Source organism: Paenibacillus sp. PL91, from assembly GCF_012935325.2.
In the GTDB taxonomy this organism is placed as follows: domain Bacteria; phylum Bacillota; class Bacilli; order Paenibacillales; family Paenibacillaceae; genus Pristimantibacillus.
On sequence record NZ_JABBYG020000001.1, the window covers coordinates 1093111 to 1115451 of the forward strand.

Consider the following 22341-nt stretch of genomic DNA (forward strand, 5'->3'; position numbering starts at 1 on the left):
TGTGTTTCCAGCTTTAATGGTCATTCGCGAACCGCGCTGCATGTATTAGGCATGCAGCGCAATCCACAATTTACGTTACTTGTGGAACGTATTATACCACTGCGTTGCTTCTTCGATTGCTTTATCACCGCCGCGTTTATTCCAGTCCGAAACAAATTTGTCGAAGGCATCAATCGGTTGACTTCCCGTCATGATCTTGGAGAACATCTCGACGAACATCGTACCCCATGTCGATATTTCCGGGTTGTTCTGGAAGGTGACAAGCGGCGGCATATACAGACTATCGTGCGGCATTGCAATATCCGCCGAGAGCTTATAGCCTGCAATTATCTTTTCCGATTCCGGCAACGTTTTTAATACCAGGTCGTTGTTGAACCCGATTTCACGGGGATTGATGGACAATTGGAACATTTGGAACGCATTTTTGTCCGCGTTAACGGGAGCCGAAACATCATATTTGAGTTCTCCGCCTTCGACGGTATAGTTGGAGCCCTCAATCCCATAGGCGAAGAATTTGTCTGCTTCCGGGGCACTCCATGCCCAATCGAGAAACTTGATGATTTCTTCGGGATTCTTTACCGTTTCTGGAATCACCCACACAAAATAAATGCCGTCGGACACGGGTCCCAAACCTCTTTCGCCTCTAGGACCCGCCGGTGGAGCAACCATCGAGATCTTGACCTTGTCAGGCTCGTTGACGAATTTTTTTGGCGCATTGGTTGCACTGAAGTCTGGTGTGTATTGATAGACAGCGGCAGCAAAGCTTCCCGACTTGCCGTTATAGATATCGGCGCGGAAATCTGCCTCCTTCTTCGTGAACAAATCACGATTGACATACCCTTTCTCATATAGCATCCTATAAAATGCGATGGCTTCCTTCATCTTCGGGCTGATCATATCAGGAATCAGCTTGCCCTCCTGCATGTGCCAAGTTCCGGGATCAACGCCGAACGATCCGAAGAACATCGAGCTCCAACCCACCCCTTCAAACATCGAATAGCCGTATTCGTCGTTTGGATCACCATTTCCGTTCACATCCTGAACCTTAACCTGCTCAAAATAGTTAAGCCACTCGTCAATCGTTTCTGGTTGCTTCAGGCTCAGCTTGTCGAGCCAATCCTGGCGGATAAAACCGATTCTGTCGTTAGCCGTTCCGACAAGAACTGGAATGCCGTAAATTTTCCCGTCCTTCTGAACTCGTGGACTGTTCCATGCGGTTTCGGGAATGCGTTTTTTGAGGTTTGGACCGTACTGATCAATCAAGGAACCTAATTCTTTGAAGATACCCTGTTCAACCGCATCCTTGTGAATGGTGGAATCGATACTAGGCGTCCGAACCAAATCCGCCAAATCCTCGGATACAAACCGCAGAGAGAGTTGTTGATCGTAGTCGGAATGTCCCAGAAAATCAAAACTGAGATTATAGCCCGATAACTTGTTTAACTCTTTGATATAGGGATCGTCTGCTTTTACCGTTTTGGCATACTCCGCTTCTGCATGGGAAAGCAGCACCTTAATGGATTTATTGCCCGAATCCGGGATTTTGGTTACGCTTTCATTATTGCTGTCAGTGCTTGCTTTCCCTTCGCTATTCGGACTGCTTTCGTTTCCTTTGTTCTCCTTACTTGAACACGCGGTAAAAATGAGTGCTAGTGCGATGACGATAACCCAAATCTTCTTCATTTAGTGATACCCCTCTCGTCTAGTGTTGTTCATGACTATGTTTGCAAGGCGGGCAACTGCCTGAGGTCGCGATCCTGCAAGGCATTTGGCCAATCCCCTGAAACTATACCGTATACTACGAAGCCAGCACTCATTAATAAATCTACTGCTCTATAAATAGGATTGGATTACTTTGTTGATACCACTCACAATATCTTCCATGTCGCTCTCGGATCCAAGAAGGACGTTCTGGTGTAACCAGAGCAATTCATGTTCGGAAGCTCTTTCTGCCACCGGACAGCTGTTAGTCCTAACTTCTCCAACCAGCTTGTGGATTCGATCGATAATGGCGGAATTCTTATTAAGAGGGACGTAACCTGCCGTAACCGGTATCCCCTCCGCATTCAACTTGCGGATAAAATCTTCTTTAACAATTCTTTCTGTAACGTCTCTATCCAGCTTGAACATATAGAGGTGGTTCGCATGTTTCGTAATTCTGCTATCATACTTCACGGGATGGATTCCTTCAATTTGGTGCAAGAGTCCATCCAGATTATTTGCGCTGCGCTGGCGAATTTCCATCTGTTCTTCCAGTCGGCTCAACTGTGCAAGCGCTAGCGCAGCCTGCACCTCACTGAACCTGAAGTTCCAGCCAATACGCTCGTGCTGATACCATTTACCGTTGCGAACACGACCGCAGTTATGAATCGACCAGACATGATCGGCCAACTCCTCATCGTTGCTCACAATGACTCCGCCCTCACCGCTATTGAGATTTTTACTGGATTGGAGACTGAAGGTACCCAGATCACCTAGAGCTCCTACCCCCTGGTCTTCCCATTTGGCGCCTACCGCCTGCGCGGCATCTTCAATTAAAGTTAGTTTATTTGTCTTCGCAATTTGCCGTAACCGTGTCATGTTGGCCGAAGCACCGGCAATATGCACTGCGATAATCGCCTTGGTAGCTGGTGTGATCGCTGCTTCAACTTTGTCCGGATCGATCAGCATTGACTCATCTACATCCGCAAATACCGGAATAGCGCCAATCAATAATGCAGCCGTAGCGGTAGCAATGAACGTATAGGGGGGCATGATGACCTCATCGCCGGCATCTACGCCTGCAGCCAGTAAAGCAATGCTTATGGCAATTGTGCCATTGTTGACCGTTATGGCGTATTTCGCATCCTGTAGACGGGCAAACTTTTCCTCGAATAATTTGATTTTATCCGAATCCACACCTCCCCAGTTCCCTGATCTGACGGCCTCCAACATAAGCTTCTCTTCCAGTTCTCCGAATATCGGCCACTTGGGAAATGGGTGCGTTCTTATCGGACTTCCACCGTCTACTGCTAATCTTAACTTCTGCATGCTGTTACTCCTCCTAGGTTTTTGGTTCGTCGATAATAGCCATAAGTTGTCTTTTTACTTCCGCCTCAACAGCCTGGTCGAAGGGACTAGGAAGGCCGAAATAAGTGACGGATTCTATCGGCTCATATCCGCCTTCCTGCAGCTGTTTAGCGGTTGTAATATATCCGATCATTCCATTGCTATAAGCCAGAGGGACTATGTCCGGGGAGCAGCTTTTCAAGAACAAACCGTATTCCACAACCATTTCGCCATTCATAGCTATAAATGTTAATCCTTCGGCTATAGTTAGCTTTGTAATTTCAAATCGGGCTTGCTTCCTGAGCTTGTAGGGTTGCTGCAAGAAGCTTTTAGCCCAATTGCGGACGTCGGTTGAAGCCGACTCATCCACGACTCGCTGCAGCTTTTCCTTCGTAGGTATTTCTGCGAAAGGAAGTACTGTAATCGATCGCCTACTAGTCAACACATTGGGTTCAAGCCATTTAAGCTCTCCAGATAAGATCGCATCTACATCGTCTGCAAACCTTTGTCCTACGATGGAGATGACATCCTGATTGCTTTCGGAAACTTTCGGCCTAACGGGATTAATGTCGCCGCTGCAGCCTTGAAGATAAGCGCATACCGTCGAGGAGTCGTTACGGTTCTCCAGCCGTTCCATCGCGTAACCGCAAAATTCAGAGGATACCGAATTGCGGTCCGTTAGCGTTGGATGACAGGTATAGTGGATCAGTACACCCTTCTTCTTCCCTGCGAAAGTAGTAAAGACGTATACCCTTAGCTCAGGATCGGTCACTCCTTCGGGGTTCGGAGACAACACAATTTGGTCCCCATCCTTCTTCCTGCGATTCACGCCGATTCTTGATGTGCCTTTTCCCATCCGTATGCTCACAGGCTCGGCATCATCTACTGCCTGTTCCACACTCTGGATTACCGCTTGTTCCAAAAAAGCGAGGTAATTCGGATCAGGCTCTCCTATCCCAATTGTTCGCATTGAAATGGCCGGACCGGAGTGCGTATGGGTGGCATGTAGAATAATGGCGTCCACCGCGATTCCCCACTGCCGCTCAATTCGCATGCGCAGATGATCAGCCAGCTCTTCCGACCAGAACAGAATATCGGCAGACAGGAGCAGAGACTGTAACTTGGAACCGTCCGTAGAATGCTGTTGGAAATAAAACGTTCGCAAGTACAAGCGGCTATCGATGGTCTCGAAGTTTCGATTGTTCCGGCTGGCAAAACCAGCGAGCGGCAAAGCGAATGGCGGAGTGATATCGACTTTGGCTGTACCGACACTCAATTGAAGCTCCATAGAATCACTCCTTTCGAAATCTATGTTATAATACATTTCATTAAGAATTCGGTCATTTTTTTTATTTACCTGGTCAATAAAAAGAAAACAGTGAAGAAATCGGGGGGGTAAATCGACATGGTAATATTTCCGGAATATGAAGATGTTCTGTCTTTATCTGGAGCCGTGAGCCGCAAGTTTTCGTGTGTAGTTACAACACATACGCTCCATAAGCATTATGCTTTGCACCACCATGATGTGCTCGAACTATCCCTCGTCGTTAGCGGAACCGGGACCGAATTCATTAATGGGAGTCCGCATAAACTTCAACCAGGAACAGTCACTTTTTTACGCCCCCATGATATGCACGAAATATTTTGCGATCATACAGGTGTAGAAGTGATTTGTTGCATGTTCGATATAAGCCTGCTATTCGGATCAACAATGGAGGCGGATTTCGGCACGATCATTCTAGGCACGAATGACGGATCCACATCCTTCGTAGATCTCGATCCTTACCCTTACGCCGAAATGAGAGCCTGCCTTGAAAAAATGCGGTTAGAATACCAAGAAGACAAGATGGCTAAAAATTCGTATATTCGCAGCAAGCTAATCGAAGCCCTGATTATCTATTTCCGTGCTCATCAGAAAAGAAATAATCTCACACCGCCAAGTTCCAATTACCGCAATAAAAAGTTGATATGGAATGTCATTCAATACGTGAATACCCACTACATTAACGACTTATCCCTTGAAATACTCTCTAGCCAATTCGATACCAGCGTATCCGCCATTAGTCTAGCGTTCAAGGAAGTAATGGGAACTACTTTCCTTCAATATTTGCACAGCCTTCGGATCAGGAGAGCTACCGGTCTGCTGTTGAACACAAGCATGTCTATTCTTGATGTTTCCTTGGAAGCAGGCTTTCAATCCTTTCGCACCTTCTCCAGGGTTTTCATGAAAATCGAAGGAATATCACCCCGCGAATACCGTCTAAAGTACTCAAGGGAGCCAGCAACCTCCTCCCCTCAGTCCGACGCTTCAAAGGATTAGGATTCAATGCACCCTACTATCCGATTCGCAATTCTGACGGCGGAACAAGCTTCTTCCGCCGTTATAGGAAGCGGACCGTCCATCTCGATTGCCTGAATAAAGCTTAATAACTGGCAATAATAGGGATCTTCAAGCTCTGACGCCTCAGGTATAATAACACCCCGATCCGATGAATTCTCATGAACCACCTTATTATTGCTCTCGGTATCCGCTTTGACGCCGCCTAAACTAAGAGCCTCCTGTTCTCCCGTAATATCTAACCCGGCATGAAAGTCAGAAGCCCCCCAAACAGCCTCTAAGCTAACCTTAGTTCCGTCAGCGTAATAAAGCCTTGCCAACGCTTGCTCCACTCCCTCACGAACTATAATTTCCGCTCTTATATGCGTAATTTGATCTCCAAGAAGCCAAAGCACGTAATCGATATCGTGAATCATAAGGTCAAACACAACGCCGCCGCTTTTTCGCTTATCCAGAAACCAGCTGTTCTCCGCCGGCATTAGACTCGCTCTTGTTGTACGCACGGACTTGACCGCCCCAACTTCCCCTGAGCGAAACCGCAGGCGGGCATCTTTATATTCCGGAAAAAATCTAACGACATGGGCGACACACAATTTAACACCTTTTGCTCGGCTTGTCTCTATTAATTCCCAGCAATCCTCCTCTGTCAGTGTAAGCGGTTTTTCGCAAATAACATGTTTTCCAGCCTTCAAAGCCATCTGCACATAGTCCTTATGCAAGTAAGTCGGCAAAGTCACGCAGATGATATCGATATCCGGACTTGCGATCATTTCGCTGTAAGATTCATAGATTCTTGCCTGCGGCAATTCTGCTAATGCGGCTGCTTTCGCCCGCTCAGGATGGCAGACTGCCGTTACCCGAACTCCCTTCATCCTCATCAAACGATCGACATATACTCTTCCCATTGCGCCGCACCCAATTAATCCGATGTTCATTCCCTACCATCCTCCTCTTATTTCTACTTCATTTTAATGAAATTTACTAAAAAGGATGGTCAAAATTATTAAGCAAACAGACAATTCTGGTCTTTCAAAGAGAGAGTGGCGGGAAGCTCTACAGCATCTCCAAAATCTATTACGTCTCCGACAAATATGTGCAGTTCATTGCGGGTTACAATCATATTGTAAATATTGATGATGTAAAAGCCGGCACGGTACTGAAAATTCCATCAGCTTAGTTTAACGATGTCTGACAGAAAAGGCTCCGCCATAGCGGAGCCTTAGGTGTGTGACTGAGATGTACTTTTTATTTTGAGCATGAACAACTGTCCATGATTTACCAGCTGCACTGTGACTCCACTAATGATTTTTATGATAATTTCACCAAAAAAGGATTGGGGACAGTTAAAGTACCCTGCCCATTTTCTCGTGTTATTGCACTATCGTTACCCGTTAGCGTAATGACTATTTTTTCCGTACTCAGTGGGATACTTTTTTCTATAAGGCTATGTTTTAGAATAGTGTTGAAAAATATATGAATTTATTTAAGGTAAGCCAGTTTAACTTCCTTTAATTCGCCTTTTAAGAAGATTCCGAACTAATACTTTTTCTTACAATTTCCCTCTATTCCTTCATATCATATTGTATTTTCATATCTTTTTACCAATTGCATGACTTGGCGAATAGATTGCGTATATACACATCCTATCCGCTACCAATTTACTATTTTTGGTTTTTTGTATGATTATCTTTATAGTTCTTTCTTACATTTTACAGTTATAAATTTTACTGGAGGTTTATTTTTCATGTTCTTACTTGGCTCGTCAATTTCTGAAAACTCTACCAGTCCATATTTTTCAAATTCTTGTTTTATGGAGTCAGAATCATAAAAAAACATTTTCACGCCTTCCATTATCTCGAAATAGTCTTTATCCAATTGTTTGCCCTTTCCAAACATTGGGGCTTTTTTTGAAACAGTTGTAAAAATCATATATCCATTTGGCTTTAACTGATTATAGCAATCTTTAATAAACTTATCTCTCTCACGATTATTCAATAAGTGAATAAGTGCATAGCAAAATATACCGTCATAGCGTTTGTTATCAAAAGGCATGTCAGTTACGGAACCATGAAAAATAGCAATATCAAGCCCGTTTTGCCTCGCCAAATCAATCGCTGTTTTTGAAATCTCAATACCTGTAACTTTTATTCCATTATCAATAAAAACCTTTGCATTTCTGCCATATCCAATACCTGGTAACAGTATGTCCTTAACATTCCTTTCAAGGAAAAAGTCCTTTGTCACGATTGCGGAGTCCGTAGGTTCAAATCCCCACATCGTTTGTTTTTCTATAAAACTTGATTCCCAGAATTCGGTCATATCTCTATCTCCTTTATGTATTATTTGATTTGGGATGCTATCTTGCTTGACGCTAATGTCAAATTCAAGTAATGTTTATATGCCTAAACTCCAAAAAATTAGGATTCCCCAGTCCAGTTCTACTATATTTCATTCAGGCGACTAATACCTAATCTTTTTATCGGAAAACGTATAATTATGGATATTGGCACGAATACTTTCTGCTGAGGCTGCGGCTAAAGTGATATCTTGAAGGGTTCTGGTTTTAAATACATCGCGTTAAAGGTATCCCTCCTTCCACTCCAACACGGCCCATGGATTACCGAATGTGTTGCAGCTTATATCACCTTCAGCATATTTGAAGTCGGTGACAGGCACGGTTTGGCGCACGAGTTGAGCAATGGAAAGCTCTTTGTCTGCGATCTTCCCTTCCTCACTGAATAATCGCAATCATATCATACGTGTACATGAATTTCTCAGAACTAGACAACCGTATTTACCCGTCGGCTTATACCGTTCCAACAGATTCTTTACTCCGCTTTACTCCCCGTTAGCTTAATAAATAAAGTGAGCAGCTGCCGTAGATTCAACTAAAGTTACTCGTTAGTTGAATGGCTTGTGCTGTAATGTTTGACTATAGCCACAAGGAAAAGAGGATGCTCCATGCCGTACGTCAACCGTCAAATCGTCAACCCACTGCAATGTTCGCTCTCTTGTTAACTGCATGAATAAATAATAATCTTCGCCCTTTGTGTCTTTTATGACCATTTGGTAATCGCCAAACCCCAAGATGGGACGTCACATCTTAGTTAATTCTAGCGGATCAGTTTCTTTATATTGTGTTTGGATGTAGTCGATCGCCAGTTTCTTAGCAATTTGCTTTTCTTCATTCGTCTCGTTCATGTATCGGGTTACCAGTACAGTCGCCACCACGATCAATCCGCCTAAAACAACGAGTACTAATTTTTTTATCTTATACAACCCCTTAAGGTTACGTTATATCCTTTAATCCTAATATTTCCCACTACCAATTTCATTCAAGTTCTTTTGCAACTATTTAGCGAAGTAAAGGGCTACCAAGCGGCAGCCCTTCACATGTAACTATCGTTACCCGTTAGCTCAACACTTTCGACTGCTAGTTGCGTTTCTTTAAGGGTTACACTTTAACAACGAAATCCATTAAAGTGCCTCAGCATTTGGATAAAATCATGAAGTTCTGCATCTTTCCAGTCTGAAAGCCGTTCATAGTACACAGACTCTTTTTCCTTTAGCGCATCTATAATTTTTTGTTGCCCATACTCGGTAAGTGATAATACAACACCCCGTCCATCATTAGGCGACGCTTCTCGTTTTACATATCCCAGAGCCTGGAGTTGTTTGACGAGGCGACTGACCGAACTTCGATCCATTGCCGTTGATTCAGCTAATGCGGCGGCATTAGTGGCGCCATAGGAATACAGCCAGCGAACAATATGGAAGGCGGCAGGCTGTATGGAGGAATCGAATTTAGCAGCGGCTTTTACATTCAATGCATGTGCAGAACTAATGAGAGCATTAAGCTGTTCGCCCAATTCAATCTCAAGTCTCTCCCTAGATTCGTTTATTGATTTATGCTCGTTCATTCTCATTCACCTTTCTCTAGGTCTAAATCAAAACTTTAAACTGGTTGACATATATCAATTAAATCAATATAGTGGATATATATCAACCAAATTCTATGGTAGGTTGTAATGATTTGTCACTTTTAAATTGTATCATAGGAAGGAGAAATGACGATGGTTAAAAAAGAAAATGTTGTCATTACGGGTGCCACCAGCGGACTTGGACAGCTTGTCGCGCTCGAATTAGGAAGACGCGGATTTGACTTTATTTTGACTGCCCGAAGTAAAGAACGCGCTGAAATCACGAGAAAACAAATTGAGGAGCATGCACCGTCAGCGAAGATTGATTTTTTTTATGGAGATTTTTCGTCAATAAAGGACGTTTCACGGGTTGGGAGTGAAATAGCTGCCGAATATCCTAAAATTGATGTGCTGTTGAACAATGTGGGGATTCATGCTTTTAAGCCTCGCATCACCCCCGAGCGTCTTCCTGAGATGATTACCGTCAATTATTTTGCTCCCTGGGTTTTGACGCAGATTCTAAAACCTTCCCTGCAAAACTCGAACCAGGCCAGAGTTGTCAATGTTGCCTCTGAAGCTTCACGCCGTCACGGTATTTTGAAGTTACCAGAGGATTTAACGGATACAACTCCCTTTACCGCTCGTGGCTCATCCCCCATCTATGGAAAAACCAAATTATTAAATATTATGTTTTCGGCTGAACTTGCACGGCGGTGGTCAGGTGCGGGTATCCGTGTAAATGCACTGAACCCTGGATTTAATGTTACCGGACTCGGACGAGAACTATGGTTCGCCCCCGTCCTTGAACGATTGTTGAAAGCCCTGCGCCTTGGAGATCCGCGAAGAGGAACCGATATTATAACCCGATTAATTGTAGATCCGGAATATCAAAGAAAGACGGGTGGATACTTTAATGTCGGAACCGGACAATCAATCGAACCAGTGTCTCCCGGGGGTGATGACGCAATGCAGCACAAGTTGTGGGAGACCACAGAAAAATTACTGAGAGAAAAGGGCTTTCTGTAGGCTTATTTTCAGTAACATTCCACTAACCCACCGGTTAATTCAACAAAGACAGCCGATCGTACTGACCGACTGTCTACATGTCTTGAATTGAACTATCGTTACCCGTCCCTAGGTTTTAAGGGTTTATCTCACATATACTCACTCATTCGCAGGATTTCATCACCTTGAATGAGGTCAATTATAATCCCTTGGAGGTTCACCCTCCCAAATCTCAACGGGTCACTGCCCTTGCATTCCTTCGTTATACCTGTCCAAGGTGTGGAGACCGATAGCGTTTAGCGGATGGGTCTGTGCCCTTTTGGGTAACGAACTCGGTCCTCCGTGCTTTCTTTGTGAAATCCTGCGAATGAGTCAATATACGTGATTGCTACTTAACTTAAGCTGCTTTCGCGAGATAGAGATATTTTCGCAAGGCTGAGTCTCCTCGTTTGTGGAGTATGCGTGCAGTAGAAACTGCCTGGGGAATATTTCCTAATAGTTCCTCTATTTCGCATGCCCTGCCCGCCAGTACAACCGGTATCATCTGCGCTGCTTGCAGGGTTAACCATAATCACGTGTAATTCCTTATCTGCTAACCAGTTGGCCAGGTTAAACCAGTAATGGCCGGTTGGCTCCATGCCGATGATGAGCTTCTTTAATCGGTGTTTCTGCTGTAACTCCTTCATCCAGCGGTTCAATTCTTCAAAGCCTTCAATGCTATTTTAAGAATGAGAGATGTCGTTTGGAGACCACGATCCCTCGGAAGTTCGTAGCTTGTGCTACATGCGTTTCTTTGGCCATGTCGATCCCTACGACGAGATGCCAGGTGGCAATTCGTTCAATCCGTTGATTTTTTGCATCTGATTGCTTAAACTTCATAGTAAGAGCGACTCCTTGATGTGTTGTCGACAAACCCATCATACCGAGGCGCTCCCTTTTTTACAAAGCCCGTTTCTTAGGCTCAACTGGAATGTATTAACGTCACTTCTTTTTTGAAGATGACTTTCGCCTTCCCGCCGAAAGGATTAAGCAGCGACGCTTGTATGACTGCTGAGCCGTTTGCGACATAATTTGGAATAGATATGTTTCCATTCATTTTCACGTTCACATCGTTGCTCCCGGATACTTTTGTCCATTTCAGGACGACGGACGGAATCTCAATGCCGAGCACCTTGAGCCTATATTCGTGCTTCTTGCCGTTTGCAGTTATTTTCACTGTCTCCTCCGCTTCGGAACGGATAAAAGCAACGATTAGCGAATTAATGGCAGGCACGTCATATTTCAATTTCACTTGGAAGTTATATACCGTCGACCTTACGTCTTCAGGTTTAACATCAAGTTTGTACAGCATTTCGCTGAGCGCATACGTATCTCTATCATCCAACACTACTGCCAGCGCTTTGCTTAAGACTGCATTAATTCGATCCGTATTAGCGACCAGTGCCGCAAGTTCTGTCGGTTTCATATCCTTCAGGATATTGCGGACGGTACCTTCTATCCCTCTTACATGGCCTCCGTCGCCAAAAAATAGGATGAGGAACTCGTCCATCGATCTTTTGGTTGGCCTCCGGCCGCTGCAATCGTCTTCAGCGTTGCTATGAATTCCGGATTTGTCCGAATGGCTTCCAAATCGGTCAACTGTGGATCATAACGCATCGAACCAACAGCCTTGACGATTCGGAACATGCTGCTCTTTAGCTCGGTCTGGTCAACTGATGCCGGCAGCTTTGGACTGATTTTGTTCCATAAAGGATCAATCAGCGATTGGTTGTCCGTATCGTCCAGCCCCGTGATTTCATTGCGCAGATTTCGTACGTCCTGTATGTCCGCTGGATCGCCAGCAATGAGGGCGGAATGAAGCTTATTAAGCCAATTTAAGGCTAAACTTGACGTCCTCACCGTCACAGACGGTCCATCCGTTGTCCAGTTGCCATCCGGCAGCCCTGACTCCACCTTAAAGATGTATCTAGTATCCGGCTGCAGTCCCGTTACATCAAAAGAATGGACGTTTTCGTTCACCGTATCTAGGAGTTCCCCGTTCTTATATATCCGGTAACCCTTGCTCTCTCGTGCGGCCGACCAGGTTAAGGTAAGTGAATTCCGCCCGATATTCTCTGCCTTAAAGCCGCTTCCTTCGGGCCATACAGATAGCTGGACAGTAAAGCTGTCGGAATGTTCCACTATATTTCCTTCTTTATCCGCAGCAAGGATCAGAAGGGTATGAGAACCGTTCTGCAATCCAGAGGCTGACGCGGTAATGATCATCGACGCCGCATCATAGCTGGATTCCAGAATTTGATCGTTAACTTTGACGACTAGCGAAAAGGGATCCACCCCTGAATCAGAATCCGTAATGACAGCAGATAGGTTCGGATTGTTCACGGTTACCGTCTCGCCTTCCGAAGGAAATACGTTGCTGATCGTTGGCGTCGTCGTTTCTTTTTTTAACGCAAATAACGTACTGCCAATCATTCCAAATGCTTGCCCGTCCAGCTGTATCAGCCTCAATTCGGATGTTCCGATTTCGACTGGATCACTTTTTCCGTCAGCCTTATATTTACGAAAATAAAGTCTGTTTTCGTTAAGAAAAGCGACGTCTCCGTTTTCGGCCAAATATGCGATCTTACTAGGACTTCCGGTGTTTGTAACCTGTTGCTCTTGACCGTCAGGAGCGCGAAGCCATAGCTGCTCTCCATTCATCTCTGGACGGTTGTAAACCACCCAGCCTTGATTTAATTGGTAATCCGTACCTCTTACGGGCGACCTTGCCTCGCTTATGACCTTATCACCATCGGGTCCACGCAGCACCAAAGAACATGTATCAAAGGAAGTAGTGTCTTTGCAAAATAAGGTGTACTGACCATCTGTTATGGATGTTAGAAGAGCTTGGTCGGCTTATCATCCAATGGAGTAACAGTGCCCTTGACGTATTTATACATACCTTTGTTGGTATTAAAATAGACCTCGCCATTTTCAGTTAGAACAAAATTCCCGAAGTGTTCTCCCGGTGTCGGCATTGGAATGATTTCGTTTGTCCCGGACTCCAAATTTCGTAAAATGAGATCCTGATAATTACCATCCTCTGGATTGACATTTCTCTCGTGGATAAAGAGTGCATAGTTTTGGTTTACTACGGGTACGTCGAATTTATTGCATCTATGTTCATTAAACCAACAAGAGGAAGAGGAATAAACATAGGAAGGGGAATAAAATTTCCCTAAATATTCGAGATTGCCGTCTCTCCACTCAAATAAGCCGGTGAAGGCACCCGGTCCATCCAACAATCGAATAGCCAGTATAGCTCCATGTGAAGTCAATAAGCCATATTCAACTCTATTACCGTATTCAACTCCATTTACTACGAAATGATGATTATAGGGAACCGATATTACTTTACCTGATTTTCGGTCTTTGATACCTAGCTCATATAATATTTTTCCCGTGCTGACATCCATAATATCACCGTTCACCGTGTCAACCAGGCGGAGCCACTCGCTTCCGACGCTCTGTTCTGCATAGGATGACAGAGGGACAAACAGTAACACAAGCATACCTGTAATGAGCAAATATTGAACTTTCAATCGCAACCTTTTCATAATTGCCATTGCCTCCTTTTACTTCATATATCCAATTTTATAAAATTATTCATATCGAATACTAATGTAACATCAAGGTCTCGTTTTGAATATATTGATGATAGCGTATTATTGCCCCCGCCTACATGGGCAGAGAATATATGGCTGGAGTGGTAAGTTAAATAATGCTGTTGGAGTTTTTACGAATGATTGATTGAATGCCGAGAGATTTGGCGGAGCGTAACGGGGGTAATATTACGCGTTATTTGAAAGGAAACAGACGTATATTGCCATGGTATCCCTTCGTCAACAAATTTTGCGTCACACTTAAAAAGGTATTCCAATTCATAAAGTTCAGGGATTGTAATTGTTACTACCTTCACATCGCATAATTTTTCACTACATTAATAATATCATGAGGATATATGCACAGCGCTAAACTAAACTTCAGTTAGCGTAGTGAAGGACTACCAAGCGGCAGCCCTTTTCGCATTTAACTATCGTTTTCCAAGTGAGAAAAAACGAATTATATAACGTTCTCCGGTAAATTAATTTTAGTGAAGCTTGAACATATTTCATGGCTTCGATATTGTGTAGTACCAGTTTAGAGCATTTCTTTCTAGTTCTTTAACAAACGCATCTTTACCATTCATATAAGCTTCAATGTCCCTGGGAAACCGTTTAGAGAGACTTTCTTTTAAATCTCCATATACATTTGCTACATCAGAATGCGTTCGAAGGTAATTCCTTACCGCTAAATGGCGAGTAATATCTTCCTTATTATCCTCTTGAAATACATGCACTTGATGCGTGCGATTATTCCCGCCCTTCCGAAAATATCTTCTTCCTTTCATGCCAAACTCACCCATACATTCGTATCCCTGATCTGTCATTTGTTCATTAAAAGAATCGATTTTTTTGATATCTTTTGCTACTGGCATAATATCAATGACTGGTTTGGCTTTTAACCCTGGAACAGACGTGCTCCCTATGTGATAAATATCAATTAACTCATTACCAAAAATATCCTTTATTTTTCGAGACTCCTCGTTAAACTTTTGTTTCCAATTTACATTGTATTCTGTAACCAAAACATTCATCTAATTAATCTCCTTTGCGACCTGTTAGGCATTGCATCCTCTTCCTACTATATGGTAATTCCTTCTCCTAAAGCAATAACACATTGGTCAAAAAATACGCCATATTCTACTTTTTATTTTAACTTCTGTTTGTTAAGTAACTGTTCCAATTTCCATTTCCTGTCCTGATTCTCTCCCACGTTTTCAAATATCCTTAATAACCTTGATTTCATGTTATATCCATCACTGTTTGAAGTCAGTCATCATTAACGCAAACTGCCCGTTAGCTTAACGCCCAGCAGTTCATCTCTACAAAAACCGTTATAAAGATATGCAAAAGCCAAAGAAGATTTCATACCTTACTTCCTTTACGAAGATTACAATAATACAACATATCGAATGACTTAAGATAACAAACCGTAGTTATAATAGAAACCGAACATAGAAAACAAGAGGAGTTGAGAGATTTTGAAATTGAAACGTAAGGCATTGCCAATGTTGGCAGTGACTGTTCTAGCCACAGCAGCATTAACTACGCAAGGTTTTAACAATGGCTTCAAGACACCAACTGTGGAAGCAAAATCGATTAACAAGAACATTTCTTGGCTCGCAGGCGATCATCATGTTCATAGTGAATGGAGTGTCGGATGGAACAATGCTACGAATCCGCCAACCCCTATCAAAGGCGGAGATGCCATTTATCCGATAACTAAAAATGCTCAAATGGCAGAGTCATACGGATTGGATTGGATGGTCTCCACTGATCACGGCGGCCCGAACCATTCGAAAGTAAATTTAGAGCAAGCTTATCCCGAAGTCCTCAAAGCCCGTGAAGCTGTTCCAGGCCTGACTTTATTCTATGGTATGGAATTTGATACTCCACAAGCTGATCACAGTTCATTAATCATTCCGAAGAATGATCAAGAATCACAAACGCTTTATGATATCGAAAGTAAATTTAATAAACGTGATCCTTTTCCTTCTGATCCGAATCGGGATACGGAATCCAATATGATCGATGCCTTAAACTACATGAAAAATTTAGCTGAGCCTCCAGTTCTTTTTGCGAACCACCCTGCACGCTCAGCCAGTGGAGCAAGCGTTTGGGGCCAGGATACACCGCAAGAGTTCCGAAACTGGAACGATGCAGCACCAAATGTATCCGTTGGTATGGAGGGAGCACCTGGTCACCAGGCTGGTGCGATCAATTCAGACGGCTCCATCGATCCAAATGGCAGTCGTGGCGGATATGGTAACTTCGCAACCATGGGCGGTTTTGATCAAATGAGCGCTAAAGTGGGCGGTCTTTGGGATTCCATGTTGGGTGAAGGAAGGCATTGGTGGGTCACATCCACTTCGGATTCTCATGTCAACTGGCGTGATGGTGGCAGCGACTTCTGGCCAGGAGAATATTCTAAAACCTATGTGAAGGCAGAGAATACTCATGCGGATATCTTGGACGGATTGAGAAATGGACACGTGTTTGTATCAACTGGAGATCTAATCAATGAATTGGATTTTGATGTGAAATCTAACGGCAAAAGCGCGAGCATCGGCGAAACATTAGATATCAAGAAGAGCGGAAAAAGCGATGTTTCGGTTACTATCACATTCAAAGACCCGAACGCCAAGAATAGTCATGGAGATAATCCGAAAGTCAATCGCGTGGATCTTATCGTTGGTGACGTAACAGGTAAAGTGGAAGACCGTTCCACGGCCGTAAACCCGACTACGAAAGTCGTAGCCAGGTTCGAGAATGGCGATTGGAAGCAAAATGGCGAGTATATTACAATCACGTATAAATTAAAAAATGTGGACAAGGATAGCTACATTCGAGTTCGCGGAACGAATACCAGTGAACTTGAACCAAGTCTTGACCCTAAAGGTGAAAACCCATGGACTGACCTTTGGTTCTATTCCAACCCTATCTTCATGAGTGTGAAATAAGAATAAATCACTGTAATGGTTGTGGACGAGGAGTCATTAGATCAATAGGCTCCTCGTCTTACCATTTTGAACGAACAAAAAGGATGTGTCATAGAAGTGAAGTTTAAATGGTTATTCCTAATACTAAGCCTTGTTCTCGTAATCGTGGCACCTGTTGTGAGCGCACACAGCAGTAACAGTGAGGGCTATTCTACGATAGAAGTTCAAGACCAGAAGATCAACTATCGCCTCCAGCTCGATATCATTGAGTTAAGCCATGCCATTGGATTCGAGGTGGATGAACAGAAAATTGAAAATCTTGAAGAATTAAATAAAATCATCACTCAAAACACGGTTCAAATCCAACAATATTTGGACACTCATATTCTGGTTTATGCAGATAGTCATCCCGTTGAAGGAATAATTAATCAAGCCATTGTGACACAGGTAAATGATCGACCGTTTACTGATATCATGCTTTCCTACTCCGTTAGTGAAAAACCTGAAAATTTGATTGTTGATTACAACGCGTTTTTTGAAGACAGTGATCCGAGTCATGCGAACATGGCAAAGGTTCAATTAAACGAGAAACAACAGGAATTTATTTTTACCTATGAAGTCAGAGAATTGAATCTTGGAGAGATGAGCTTTATTACCCAAGCGAAACAGTTTCTTTCGTTAGGTTTAGAACATATCTTCACTGGTTATGATCATATCTTATTCGTTATCAGTTTACTCATTGGAGCCAAAACAATCCGTCATATCTTTTACTTAGTCACGTCATTTACGGTTGCCCACAGCATCACGCTTGCCCTAGCAACATTAAATATCGTTCAATTGCCAGGAAAGCTTATTGAATCAGCAATCGCGTTAAGCATAATCTATGTCGCACTCAAAAACATTTTTCATCCCGAATCCAAACATGCTCCCTGGATTGCCTTTGCTTTTGGATTAATTCATGGTTTTGGGTTTGCAGGAATCTTGTCAGAACTAAATTTAGGTGGAAGCCATCTTGCTGCATCTCTCTTGTTTTTTAACTTGGGTATTGAAATTGGGCAGATCCTTATCGTGTCTTTGGTTTTTCCACTGCTTCTCTTCATAAGTAAACGCTGGGTTAGCGCAAATAAGTGGTTCATGCCCAGTGTATCGGTTGTAGTGTTACTCTTTGGTTTCGTATGGTTTGTTCAAAGAGCATTTTAATTAACAAGAAGATTATCTGAATTTTAAAGCCTTCTGATGTGTTATCAGTAAGGCTTTTATTATTTTATTTTCTTTCGCAATGATAAATCCAATAGCAGCAGAAGTTGATCGGGTTCACGTTAGTTGAATTCCGTCTGTCCTATCGATTGTACTTACATCCTAATGTCGTAGCCAACAATTTTATTTCTATCTGTGTCGATGTAAATACCGATGGATTTTAGTAAAGGGTCAAAATTAGTCTTGAATAAGACCCGAGCCTTATTTCTAGACTTGTCTTTGGATTCTTTCATCCCATTGTCATAATGGAACTATCCCTACTATCCTGTCCGTTAGCTCAATAAAATGAGCAGGCCACCGCAGCGCCTGCTCATCAATGTGTTATTCAAGTATCGTTACCCGTTTCTATAGTGGCTAGGCCCTCTTCTTTCGGATTTGAAAATCTAAAATGGACTGATAAAGAAGCAGCTCATTGAAATCAGGCCACATTTCATCAGTGAACCAAAGTTCAGTATGTGCCGACTGCCAAAGCAAGAAATTGCTCAACCGTTTCTCGCCACTTGTTCGAATCAGCAAGTCAGGGTTAGGGTTCTGTACTGTATAGAGGAACTGTTCAAACTCTTCCTCTGTAATTTCTTCCCCTTTTTTGGTTTTCAGTATCGATATTACAGATTGAATTATATCGCTCTTCCCTCCATAATTCATTGCGAAATATACCTTTAATCCAGTGTTTTCTTCAGTCTGATCTACGACTTTACACATGGCTTCCTGAGTTTCTTCCGGAAATTTAGAGATATCTCCAATGAAAAAAACTTTGATATTGTTTTTATTTAACTCACGAACGTTTGTGTCTTGAACAAACTCGTTCACTAAACTAATGATATAATCCACTTCATCTTTAGGTCTCTTCCAATTTTCCGTAGAAAAAGCGTATAACGTTAGAGATTCTATTCCGTTATCGTTACACATGCTTATAGTTTGCCTCATTGTTTGCATTCCGGCATAGTGGCCAGCAGACCTCGGAAATCCTCTGCGTTTCGCCCACCGACCGTTCCCATCCATCATAATTGCGATATGTTTTGGAAGACGGCTACTCCAATCAATCTTTCGTTTGAGATTAGCTTTAGTTCGATTCAGACCAAACCACTCCATTTTCTCGCCCCTCCACTCCACAGTACAAGTAACCACCCTTATATTACCATGATTGGAACTAATCTGCCCGTTTGCTCAACGAGGCTGCCGTTTCATGCCGGCAGCCTCGTTCTGGTGAATGTTAAGCTATAGTTCCCCGTTAGCGTATCAAAATTTTACCGTATCTTTATTGAGTTGAAATTTATGATAAATGTTCATATGGATTTGGGTTTAGAGAATCCTACATCCCCTGAAGCAATCAAAACTTTTATCCATGACAGGTTGCATTTAATGCCGTCCATTATGAGAAAGGCTATTACTTGACGTATTCAGCCATTACAATATTTCGATATACCCTTCTGTTCCATGCACGCGAATTCGTTGCCCATCTTTTATCAGTTTGGTAGCATTCTCCACTCCGACAACTGCTGGTAAGCCATATTCACGAGCGATAACTGCTCCATGGGTCATCAGTCCACCAACTTCGGTGACTAGGCCTTTTATGGATACAAACAATGGTGTCCAGCTAGGGTCAGTAAAGGAGGTCACTAATATATCTCCATCGTCTAGATCAGCATCTTCCATGTTTAAGATGACACGTGCCCGTCCCTCTATAACTCCGGAAGAAACAGGTAGACCTACAATAGCTTCGGCTGGGAGATTTTCTCGTTTGTACTCACCTACAATGATTTCACCATCAGACGTGATAACACGTGGTGGAGTTAGTTTTTCATATAATTTGTACTCGTCTTTTCGTTTGCTGATGATCTGGTAATCTAGTTTATTTGTGCGTACGACTTCGTGAAGTTCTTCAAAAGTGAGATAGTATATATCTTCTTTTTCATGGATAACGCCAGCTTGAACGAGTTGTTCGGCTTCTTTCAGTAAAGCCTGCTTATAAACGAAGTAGCGATTAACCATGCCGTATTTTGGATATTCCCGATAACCGATGAAATTCCGGATTAGGTCGATCATTCGTTTTGTTTCTTTGGCTTTTTGTTCACCATCCGGTAATTGCTTCAATCGATCTAATAACTCTTGTTCTTTTTTCAAAGCTTCCTGTCGCCCTTGCTCAAATTTCCGATTGCTGGCATTAGGCTCAAAGTTTTTGATATTACTAAGAATCATGGGGACAAGTGTAGTCGGTTTTTCGCTCCAACGAGTTTTAGTAATATCGATTTCTCCGGTACATCGCATTCCGTATTTGCTGAGATAATCATAGATAGCGTCTTGGGTTTCCTGTCCTCCATCAAACTTAACCAGTTCATCCAGAAAGTTATCTTCTTTTGCATGCTGCAAATAATCAATCACTTCTGGATAAGGGCGAATCGCATCCGCGACATCCAATAGCGCCAGACCCATTTCCGATGTAATATTGTTGGATACAGATTGAGAAAGCGTATCTGCTGCGTTTTTTTCGCCTAACCACTCGTTCATGTTTTCATTGATCCAATATGTAGCATTTATAGCAGCCATAAACACAGCCGAACTTTGTGGGTCAAATAAGATCTTCTTTAATTGCTGGATATCTTCCAGAATAAAATCAAACAAATCCGATCCCGATTTCGCTTGGATGTTTTGTTTTAACTCTTCTATCGATGTTTGACTACGCTTAATTAATTCAGAAACGATTGTCGGATCGTTCTCGAATTGTGTCAGCATATCTGTATTACTTCTGTTGGGAATCGGTGCTGTTTGATCATTGGGTAACAATTTTATAAAATCTCGCTCTATTATGGTCACGAGTGCGCCTTTTATGAGCGGATCGGATCCCAGAGTATTTAATAAAGTTTCCCGGCCGAAAGGTGTAGCCAGCCTAGGTGCAACATCAACAAACAACCTCCCACCGGCTTTACGCATAGGTGCAGGAGTAATTAACAGGTAAAAAGACAATCCCAGTGGTTTCATGGGATCAGTCATCATTTGTTGATGACCGACAGATACGTAAACGTGATTTTCTTCATCATTCGCTTCAGGGATCGGGTATAAAGTAGTGATTGGCCGACTCTGGACAATATAAAATGTATCTTCAACCAAACACCATTCGATATCTTGTGGGTAACCAAAATAAGCTTCGATCTGTCTTCCTGTGCGTGCTAGTTGTAAAATTTGTTGTTCAGTAAGTGTTTGAGTCTTTTGCTGATCGGGATCGATCTGCTTGGTCACTGTTCCGCCATCCTTTAGTCCATAGATAGCCAATTTTTTGGTTGCTATCATCTTATCGACGATTTCCTCTTCCTGTACTTTATAACAATCGGCAGATACCAAGCCAGAGACCAGTGCTTCTCCAAGTCCAAAACTGGCATCGATTGATAGCATCTTTCGGTTAGAAGTAATCGGATCAGCGGTAAATAGAATCCCTGAAGCCTGTGGGAAAACCATCCTTTGAACGATAACGGATAAATAAACTTGACTGTGGTCAAATCCATTATGCATACGGTAGATTACCGCGCGATCCGTAAATAGGGAAGCCCAACATTTGCTGATATGCTGCATGATTGCTTCTTTGCCGATGATATTTAAATAGGTGTCTTGTTGACCAGCAAAAGAGGCATGTGGTAAATCTTCAGCAGTCGCACTAGAACGCACTGCATAAGCATGTTCATCACCAAACTGGGATAGATAGTGAGTAACTGCTTTCACAACATCGGAAGGAATTTCTACTTCCATAATGATTTGTCGAATCTTCCCGCTGATTTCACCAATTTGATCTCGATCTTCTACTTTTAGCATTGTTAGTCGATCCAACAAAGCATGATACGTTTCGTTTTGTTCAATGGCTTTTTGATATCCCACTGTTGTGACACAAAATCCTTCTGGTACTTGTATTCCTTCAATTTTTGATAATTCCCCTAAATTTAACCCTTTTCCGCCAACGAGCAAAAGCTGCATTTTTTCCATTTCCTGAAAACCGAGAACCAAAGAACTCATTCAAAATCTCTCCTAACCATTAAATTGAGAAAACATTTGACAAGAGTTTACCGGCATGGTACACTTAGAGTGTAAATTGAAATAGTTATGTCCATGTAGATTTCCGAAGCGTAATCTGATTATATCATCGTGTCTGTTTATATGCAATATTAAAGAACCTGATAGAACTACACAGGTTCTTTTTTGATTTC

18 protein-coding genes and 1 pseudogene are annotated in these 22341 nt (G+C 42.8%); 5 read left to right on the forward strand and 14 right to left on the reverse strand.

Features of this window, described 5'->3' with window-relative positions:
* Positions 1-75: 75 nt before the first annotated feature.
* The 3 genes from HI950_RS05020 to HI950_RS05030 form a co-directional block, all read right to left on the reverse strand.
* Positions 76-1683, reverse strand: coding sequence for an extracellular solute-binding protein (locus HI950_RS05020; protein ID WP_169081309.1), 1608 nt, complete (start codon positions 1681-1683; stop codon positions 76-78).
* A gap of 150 nt (positions 1684-1833) precedes the next feature.
* Positions 1834-3030 (reverse strand): DegT/DnrJ/EryC1/StrS family aminotransferase, encoded by a 1197-nt coding sequence (locus tag HI950_RS05025; protein WP_169081308.1) that lies wholly within the window; start codon positions 3028-3030, stop codon positions 1834-1836.
* 13 nt (positions 3031-3043) lie between these two features.
* Positions 3044-4336, reverse strand: coding sequence for a neutral/alkaline non-lysosomal ceramidase N-terminal domain-containing protein (locus HI950_RS05030; RefSeq protein ID WP_169081307.1), 1293 nt, complete (start codon positions 4334-4336; stop codon positions 3044-3046).
* A gap of 117 nt (positions 4337-4453) precedes the next feature.
* On the opposite strand from HI950_RS05030, the pseudogene HI950_RS36930 reads away from it, so the two are divergent.
* Together HI950_RS36930 and HI950_RS05035 are read left to right on the forward strand one after the other, a co-directional pair.
* Positions 4454-4690: pseudogene (locus HI950_RS36930) on the forward strand (AraC family ligand binding domain-containing protein); the annotation flags it as partial.
* Between the two features lie 36 nt (positions 4691-4726).
* Positions 4727-5368, forward strand: a complete 642-nt coding sequence (locus HI950_RS05035; protein WP_223285139.1) for a helix-turn-helix transcriptional regulator — start codon at positions 4727-4729, stop codon at positions 5366-5368.
* On the opposite strand, the gene HI950_RS05040 is transcribed toward HI950_RS05035, so the two are convergent.
* The 3 genes from HI950_RS05040 to HI950_RS05050 form a co-directional block, all read right to left on the reverse strand.
* Positions 5365-6321, reverse strand: coding sequence for a Gfo/Idh/MocA family protein (locus HI950_RS05040; RefSeq protein ID WP_169081305.1), 957 nt, complete (start codon positions 6319-6321; stop codon positions 5365-5367). The two genes, HI950_RS05035 and HI950_RS05040, sit on opposite strands and share 4 nt — an antisense overlap.
* Before the next feature lie 754 nt (positions 6322-7075).
* Entirely contained in the window at positions 7076-7705 is a 630-nt protein-coding gene (locus HI950_RS05045) for a class I SAM-dependent methyltransferase (protein ID WP_169081304.1), read from the reverse strand.
* Between the two features lie 1142 nt (positions 7706-8847).
* Positions 8848-9312 (reverse strand): MarR family winged helix-turn-helix transcriptional regulator, encoded by a 465-nt coding sequence (locus HI950_RS05050; RefSeq protein ID WP_187768027.1) that lies wholly within the window; start codon positions 9310-9312, stop codon positions 8848-8850.
* 147 nt (positions 9313-9459) lie between these two features.
* Between HI950_RS05050 and HI950_RS05055 the strand changes: the two genes are divergently transcribed.
* Positions 9460-10332 (forward strand): SDR family NAD(P)-dependent oxidoreductase, encoded by an 873-nt coding sequence (locus HI950_RS05055; protein ID WP_169081302.1) that lies wholly within the window; start codon positions 9460-9462, stop codon positions 10330-10332.
* 371 nt (positions 10333-10703) lie between these two features.
* On the opposite strand, the gene HI950_RS35645 is transcribed toward HI950_RS05055, so the two are convergent.
* The 6 genes from HI950_RS35645 to HI950_RS05080 form a co-directional block, all read right to left on the reverse strand.
* Positions 10704-11009: an IS110 family transposase gene (locus HI950_RS35645; protein ID WP_223285098.1), complete on the reverse strand. Its 306-nt coding sequence runs from the start codon at positions 11007-11009 to the stop codon at positions 10704-10706.
* 19 nt (positions 11010-11028) lie between these two features.
* Positions 11029-11190, reverse strand: coding sequence for a hypothetical protein (locus HI950_RS35650; protein ID WP_223285099.1), 162 nt, complete (start codon positions 11188-11190; stop codon positions 11029-11031).
* An 82-nt stretch (positions 11191-11272) separates the two neighbouring features.
* On the reverse strand, positions 11273-11776 hold the full coding sequence (locus tag HI950_RS05065) for a hypothetical protein (RefSeq protein WP_169081301.1): 504 nt from the start codon (positions 11774-11776) through the stop codon (positions 11273-11275).
* A gap of 38 nt (positions 11777-11814) precedes the next feature.
* A complete protein-coding gene (locus tag HI950_RS05070; RefSeq protein ID WP_317618303.1) occupies positions 11815-13119 on the reverse strand; it encodes a fibronectin type III domain-containing protein in 1305 nt (434 codons plus the stop codon).
* 68 nt (positions 13120-13187) lie between these two features.
* Positions 13188-13916, reverse strand: a complete 729-nt coding sequence (locus tag HI950_RS05075; protein ID WP_169081299.1) for a hypothetical protein — start codon at positions 13914-13916, stop codon at positions 13188-13190.
* Positions 13917-14461: 545 nt separating this feature from the next.
* A complete protein-coding gene (locus HI950_RS05080) occupies positions 14462-14986 on the reverse strand; it encodes a GrpB family protein (RefSeq protein ID WP_169081298.1) in 525 nt (174 codons plus the stop codon).
* A gap of 447 nt (positions 14987-15433) precedes the next feature.
* Here HI950_RS05080 and HI950_RS05085 point away from each other — a divergent pair, with 447 nt between their 5' ends.
* Both HI950_RS05085 and HI950_RS36630 read left to right on the forward strand, forming a co-directional pair.
* Positions 15434-16912, forward strand: a complete 1479-nt coding sequence (locus HI950_RS05085; protein ID WP_223285100.1) for a CehA/McbA family metallohydrolase domain-containing protein — start codon at positions 15434-15436, stop codon at positions 16910-16912.
* Between the two features lie 96 nt (positions 16913-17008).
* Positions 17009-18091 carry a HupE/UreJ family protein gene (locus HI950_RS36630; protein ID WP_169081297.1) on the forward strand — a complete coding sequence of 361 codons (1083 nt, stop codon included), beginning with the start codon at positions 17009-17011 and terminating at the stop codon, positions 18089-18091.
* A 411-nt stretch (positions 18092-18502) separates the two neighbouring features.
* Here the strand turns inward: HI950_RS36630 and uppS are convergent, their stop codons facing one another.
* On the reverse strand, positions 18503-19240 hold the full coding sequence (gene uppS / locus HI950_RS05095) for a polyprenyl diphosphate synthase (protein ID WP_169081296.1): 738 nt from the start codon (positions 19238-19240) through the stop codon (positions 18503-18505).
* Between the two features lie 315 nt (positions 19241-19555).
* Entirely contained in the window at positions 19556-22150 is a 2595-nt protein-coding gene (gene ppsA / locus HI950_RS05100; protein ID WP_169081295.1) for a phosphoenolpyruvate synthase, read from the reverse strand.
* Positions 22151-22341: the final 191 nt, after the last annotated feature.

Bases quoted from the DNA above. Each gene is read 5' to 3' on its own strand.
- HI950_RS05020 (WP_169081309.1), bottom strand. From the start codon at position 1,683: ATGAAGAAGATTTGGGTTATCGTCATCGCACTAGCACTCATTTTTACC.
- HI950_RS05025 (WP_169081308.1), bottom strand. From the start codon at position 3,030: ATGCAGAAGTTAAGATTAGCAGTAGACGGTGGAAGTCCGATAAGAACG.
- HI950_RS05030 (WP_169081307.1), bottom strand. From the start codon at position 4,336: ATGGAGCTTCAATTGAGTGTCGGTACAGCCAAAGTCGATATCACTCCG.
- HI950_RS05035 (WP_223285139.1), top strand. From the start codon at position 4,727: ATGTTCGATATAAGCCTGCTATTCGGATCAACAATGGAGGCGGATTTC.
- HI950_RS05040 (WP_169081305.1), bottom strand. From the start codon at position 6,321: ATGAACATCGGATTAATTGGGTGCGGCGCAATGGGAAGAGTATATGTC.
- HI950_RS05045 (WP_169081304.1), bottom strand. From the start codon at position 7,705: ATGACCGAATTCTGGGAATCAAGTTTTATAGAAAAACAAACGATGTGG.
- HI950_RS05050 (WP_187768027.1), bottom strand. From the start codon at position 9,312: ATGAGAATGAACGAGCATAAATCAATAAACGAATCTAGGGAGAGACTT.
- HI950_RS05055 (WP_169081302.1), top strand. From the start codon at position 9,460: ATGGTTAAAAAAGAAAATGTTGTCATTACGGGTGCCACCAGCGGACTT.
- HI950_RS35650 (WP_223285099.1), bottom strand. From the start codon at position 11,190: ATGAAGTTTAAGCAATCAGATGCAAAAAATCAACGGATTGAACGAATT.
- HI950_RS05065 (WP_169081301.1), bottom strand. From the start codon at position 11,776: ATGAAACCGACAGAACTTGCGGCACTGGTCGCTAATACGGATCGAATT.
- HI950_RS05075 (WP_169081299.1), bottom strand. From the start codon at position 13,916: ATGGCAATTATGAAAAGGTTGCGATTGAAAGTTCAATATTTGCTCATT.
- HI950_RS05080 (WP_169081298.1), bottom strand. From the start codon at position 14,986: ATGAATGTTTTGGTTACAGAATACAATGTAAATTGGAAACAAAAGTTT.
- uppS (WP_169081296.1), bottom strand. From the start codon at position 19,240: ATGGAGTGGTTTGGTCTGAATCGAACTAAAGCTAATCTCAAACGAAAG.
- ppsA (WP_169081295.1), bottom strand. From the start codon at position 22,150: ATGAGTTCTTTGGTTCTCGGTTTTCAGGAAATGGAAAAAATGCAGCTT.